Below are 4,617 nucleotides of genomic sequence, written 5' to 3'. Positions count from 1 at the left end.
TTTACAATGTTGTCAGTTGGATAGCTGTTATCTTTTAGAAAGACTATTAAGTTTTTATCTAGTGTTAGTAATGGAATGTTAATGGTTCTTGAACAAGCATGTGCGATATTATCTAGAATGTCTTTATGTCCTTTAAGCCATATTTGAGATGCCAATTGTAGTGATTTTGCATCGGGTATTATCACTTTAATGAATACGTTCGATAGAATCAATCTTAAACCCCTTACTGCTTCATCTGGAAGAGATGTTAGGTTATTTTCCTTAGCCTTCTTCAAGGCTTTGCCTAGAAGCTCAATTAGCATTAGAGCAGGATATATAAATAATACTCTATTTGAAAGATTTTTTAGTTGTGTGATATCGTCTTTACTTACTTCTTTGACCTCAATTCCTAGGATTGGTAGGAGAAATAATGTGTCAATAATTACTTTATTTTTCTTCAATTATCTCCCTCTGAAATTCCATTGAGATTTCTTCAATTTCTCTCAGACTAGTTTTAGCCCATTTCCTAACTTTAAGAGCATAGTCAAATGGATTTATCACTGGCTCAACAATTAGTCTACCATCCTCAATACGATAAATTATCTTGTCACCTTCCTTAAGTCCAATGGCCTCAAGTAACTCTTTAGGGGGATACAAAGTATTTCTTTTTCCAATTTTACCAGTAAAAGAAATATTTTAACTGAATAAAATTTTCTCTAAACAAATTAAAATGTATAGTTATCAATGAAGAGTATAGATAAATTAATTACATAAGAACACTATTTTTAAATTAAATTTAATGCAACATACAGATAAAGATTTAAATTAAATGCTCATTACTTGTCAATGTAGTTTCCTATAAATATTTCATCTAATTTTGATATCAAATTTCATAAAAATTCTAAATTTTTATTTTGACTTCCTTAATGTGCTACCAGCTAGATAAGTCAGTGTTTGAATCCATCCACTTAAGTCTCCAAAAATTTCCGTTAATTGCTCTCTTAAGCATAAATTTTTAATACTTGACGGACATATGGAAAGCCCTAAGAGCTTACTTTCACTCTCATTACAAGCATACTTCAAACATAGATTTTTGGTGGGAAGTTTAAAATTATTAGACCAACCAAAAAATCTAGTAGCCCTCACTAAGTGAATATCAACTGGAAGAATTTTTGGGTCCTTCAAAGTGAAGAGTAAAGTGGCATCAGCAACTTTAGGTCCAATACCCCAACAACGCATCAGCTTTCTTCTCAAACTACATGAAGGCTCATTTAGTTTCATTTCTTTTCCATAAAGAGCTAAGTAATCTCTTAAAGTTCTCCTTAAATGAAAAATTTGATAGCTTGATCCAATAGCCGAAAGCTTCTCTATATGAGAAGTTGCAATTGCTTTAAAATTACATCTGAATATATTCCATAATTGATTAACCCACTTTTTAACAAACACTTCATATCGAGTCCTCTTGGATAAAATTACACTAATAAAAATATAATTGAAGTCCCTTGGAGAAACTGCAATTCTAACACCTGGAAAAGTTTTTGAAAGAAAATTTACTGAATCTCTAATTTTTCTAGGAAGACTAGCTAAATAAAATTCAAAAGGTTTATGCCATAATCCAGATTCAAATATAACTTCATCAACAAGGTCTTCATAACTCAAATCAACACTACATTCAGCTATAAGAAAACTACCATCTTGCTTAATCTTTAAACTACCCGCAAGAAATCCTATCTTCTTAATCCACCAATCATCAACTTTTTGATATAAACTTGACAGGAATGATGGCTTCAAAGTTAAATCTAAATTGTAGGGCTCATCAACTCTAATTACAACCCTCATCAAATAAATTAACAACATTAATCTACTCAAAATTTACTATCATATATGGCGTAGCAAATGAAGAAGAACTTTGACCCAATAAAACTTGCAGAAGAAGTGCGGAAATATGTAGTGAGAAATACTATGAGAAAATATTATCGATTAGTAAGAGGAGGTAGATGGTATGGAGGAATAGCAACATCAGATTGCTGTGGATGTAATTTAAGATGTATATTTTGTTGGAGTAATTATCCAAGAGAACATCCAGAAAAAGTTGGAAAATTTTACACTCCAACCCAAATATTTAATGCATTAAATAATTGTGCAAGTAGTAGGGGATATAAATTGTTGAGAATAAGTGGAAATGAACCCACCCTTGGATTTGATCATTTATTAAAAGTACTTGAATTAGTAGAGGATTATGGAGGATATAAGTTCATTCTAGAAACAAACGGTATACTAATAGGATACAATAAACTATATGCAAAAAAGTTATCTAAATTTAAAAGTCTCCATGTAAGAGTGTCGATCAAAGGAACAACACCAACAGAATTCTCTATACTTACTAAAGCAAAACCAGAGGCATTCAACTATCAACTAAAAGCCCTAGAAAACTTATTAGACTATAATGTTGAATGCCATCCAGCAGTAATGCTGTCATTCTCAATTAAGGAAAACAAGAGAAGATTAATGGAAAAATTATTGGAAATAGATCCCATACTTATAGATGAATTTGAAGAAGAATACGTCTTTCTATATCCACATGTAATAAAAAGGTTGAAAAAAGCCAGAATAAAACCATTAATAGCATATAAACCAAATAATATACCAATAGAATTAATTTAAATAAGATAGGATAATTATAAAACTTAATTTTAATTTTAAATAACTATCAAAAAGATAAAATGTAAGCAAATAAACTAGCTACCAGCTTTCAAAAAAGTTTAGGAAAGAATTATTCAACTCTAACTTCCTTAGGAACCCTCTTCTTATACAACTCGACTACCAGTATTCCACTTTCATATTTTGCCTTGACGTTTTCACTATCAATGGAATTAGCTAATTTAATTTTAGCCCTGAAAACTTCAGGAGTCCAGGGCATTTTAATTGTTGGTTTTGCAGTTAAACTAAGTGCATTTTCAGAGACATAGAGTTTTATATCATCCTTTTTTACGCCAGGTATTTCAATTTTAACAATATATTTATCAACATCTTCTTCAACATAATATCTACAATAACGATTAAAATCACTAGTTTCCTTGCTTGTTTTTATCTTTTTAAGTAAGAACATCTTTGGTCCAGCAATTATCTTAACTCCCGGTAACTCTATTATGCGATGATTTTCTTCGAAATCTTTTTCCATAATTAGTTCACCTATAGAATATCTGTCTAAAAATGTATATAAATTTTATTTTTGGACCCTTATTCTATTTCCACCCTTTTCCACATAGATATTTTCTTTTCAACTTTTTCTAATTCTTTAATTAAAAAATCACGATATCTTTCAAGCTCATCAACATCATCAATTTCATCAACTAACGATTTAAACTCAAAATACTCCTCAATAAGGCCAGACTTCTCCATCAAAAAGGTTACATAATCCAAAAGAGCATGAATTCTTTTTTCTATTAATTTAGGTAATTTGTCTACTAACTCATAACCTCTCCTAGTTAATTTGACCACTCCTCTTTCCCTTACAACATACCCCTTACTCTCCAGCTCGGATAAAGCAACATAAAAGGAACTTTTAGAAGGAAAGCCAAAGTACCTCATAATTTTTAGTAGTTCACTTGTATCTGCTGGACCTTCCTTTAACTTCAATAACAGAGTTATTTGAGGTTGACTTAATTTTTCATCTCCAATTCTTATCCTTATCATAATTAATACCTCAATCTTCACATATCCATAGTAAAGTAATCCCTTAATAACATTATAAGTAATATTAAAGTTAACTAATAGGCTGCAGGATAGATCTGCAGCATGGTATATCATTAAGTGTATAGATCCATTTGGCGCTAGATTAAATGGAGGACGATTTAAGGAAAAATAGACACCTAAAAAGTATGCTTTAAACTATTATAGACCTCCAGGATTTAAACAAATTGAATAGACATTCTACAGAACAATTAAGTATTAAAAGAGGAAGAATATAATGGGAGGTCTAGAATGTCAGAGGCAATAATATTAATAAATACAAGAGTTGGAAAGGAAGAAGAGGTAATCAAGAAACTCCTTAAAATCGAGGAAGTAAAGGAAGTATACTTTGTATATGGGGTATATGATATAATAGTAAAGGTAAAAGCAGATGATATAAATAAGCTAAGAGAAGTTGTGACAACAAAGATTAGGAGAATAGATAACATATTGTCAACTTCAACTATGGTAGTAATGGAGGCACATATGAAAGAATGAACATAGTCAGTCAATCTTAACAGTAAAATTTAGCAACGAACGAATTAGACATATAATAGAATATAAGGAGATGGAAATTCTTGAGAAAAATGACAGAAAAGGAAGCAATAGAATTCATAAGAAAATGTAAAATAGGTAGAATAGGAATAGTTTTGGGTCCTCAACCCTACATAGTCCCAATATTCTACACATATCATCGAGGCAGAATAGTCTTCTACACGAGAAAGAAGGGGGCAAAGCTTGAGGGAATTCTAAGCAATCCCTACATTTGCCTTCAAGTCGATAAAATACCAAAAAAGTCAGGATATGCTAAAAGTGTACTAGTTTTCGGAAAAGCAGAAGTTATAAGTGACCCTAATGAAAAAATCGAAGCACTAAAAGCAATAATTGAAAAATATAGGGGATATC

Annotated in this window: 8 protein-coding genes; 3 read left to right on the top strand and 5 right to left on the bottom strand. The window is 30.8% G+C overall.

The genetic code is table 11. From position 1 onward, the window contains the following. From ACW8TM_RS01060 to ACW8TM_RS01050, 3 genes are all read right to left on the bottom strand, one after another. Nucleotides 1-440, bottom strand: a 440-nt coding sequence (locus ACW8TM_RS01060) for a PIN domain-containing protein (protein WP_491531422.1), incomplete at its 3' end; no start/stop codon positions are given. Next, a complete protein-coding gene (locus tag ACW8TM_RS01055; protein ID WP_491531421.1) occupies nucleotides 427-636 on the bottom strand; it encodes an AbrB/MazE/SpoVT family DNA-binding domain-containing protein in 210 nt (69 codons plus the stop codon). The genes ACW8TM_RS01055 and ACW8TM_RS01060, both read right to left, overlap by 14 nt. Before the next feature lie 252 nt (nucleotides 637-888). After that, on the bottom strand, nucleotides 889-1,836 hold the full coding sequence (locus ACW8TM_RS01050; protein WP_491531420.1) for an HhH-GDP family DNA glycosylase: 948 nt from the start codon (nucleotides 1,834-1,836) through the stop codon (nucleotides 889-891). Between the two features lie 39 nt (nucleotides 1,837-1,875). Here ACW8TM_RS01050 and ACW8TM_RS01045 point away from each other — a divergent pair, with 39 nt between their 5' ends. Next, a complete protein-coding gene (locus ACW8TM_RS01045) occupies nucleotides 1,876-2,643 on the top strand; it encodes a radical SAM protein (RefSeq protein WP_491531419.1) in 768 nt (255 codons plus the stop codon). 109 nt (nucleotides 2,644-2,752) lie between these two features. Here ACW8TM_RS01045 and ACW8TM_RS01040 read toward each other — a convergent pair whose 3' ends face one another. Together ACW8TM_RS01040 and ACW8TM_RS01035 are read right to left on the bottom strand one after the other, a co-directional pair. Beyond that, nucleotides 2,753-3,160, bottom strand: coding sequence for an Hsp20/alpha crystallin family protein (locus ACW8TM_RS01040; RefSeq protein ID WP_491531418.1), 408 nt, complete (start codon nucleotides 3,158-3,160; stop codon nucleotides 2,753-2,755). 59 nt (nucleotides 3,161-3,219) lie between these two features. Then, the gene (locus ACW8TM_RS01035; protein ID WP_491531417.1) at nucleotides 3,220-3,675 is read right to left on the bottom strand and encodes a hypothetical protein; all 456 of its coding nucleotides are present in this window, start codon (nucleotides 3,673-3,675) and stop codon (nucleotides 3,220-3,222) included. Nucleotides 3,676-3,963: 288 nt separating this feature from the next. Here ACW8TM_RS01035 and ACW8TM_RS01030 point away from each other — a divergent pair, with 288 nt between their 5' ends. Together ACW8TM_RS01030 and ACW8TM_RS01025 are read left to right on the top strand one after the other, a co-directional pair. After that, the gene (locus tag ACW8TM_RS01030; RefSeq protein WP_491531416.1) at nucleotides 3,964-4,209 is read left to right on the top strand and encodes an Lrp/AsnC family transcriptional regulator; all 246 of its coding nucleotides are present in this window, start codon (nucleotides 3,964-3,966) and stop codon (nucleotides 4,207-4,209) included. 89 nt (nucleotides 4,210-4,298) lie between these two features. Continuing rightward, nucleotides 4,299-4,617 (top strand): pyridoxamine 5'-phosphate oxidase family protein (locus ACW8TM_RS01025; protein WP_491531423.1); only part of this gene is annotated, 319 nt, incomplete at its 3' end.

Source organism: Candidatus Culexmicrobium sp., from assembly GCF_058356305.1.
The sequence above is the reverse complement of the archived record's forward strand: the minus strand, read 5'-3'. Positions and strand labels throughout refer to the sequence as shown.

Bases quoted from the DNA above. Each gene is read 5' to 3' on its own strand.
- ACW8TM_RS01050 (WP_491531420.1), bottom strand. From the start codon at position 1,836: ATGTTGTTAATTTATTTGATGAGGGTTGTAATTAGAGTTGATGAGCCC.
- ACW8TM_RS01045 (WP_491531419.1), top strand. From the start codon at position 1,876: ATGAAGAAGAACTTTGACCCAATAAAACTTGCAGAAGAAGTGCGGAAA.
- ACW8TM_RS01040 (WP_491531418.1), bottom strand. From the start codon at position 3,160: ATGGAAAAAGATTTCGAAGAAAATCATCGCATAATAGAGTTACCGGGA.
- ACW8TM_RS01035 (WP_491531417.1), bottom strand. From the start codon at position 3,675: ATGATAAGGATAAGAATTGGAGATGAAAAATTAAGTCAACCTCAAATA.
- ACW8TM_RS01030 (WP_491531416.1), top strand. From the start codon at position 3,964: ATGTCAGAGGCAATAATATTAATAAATACAAGAGTTGGAAAGGAAGAA.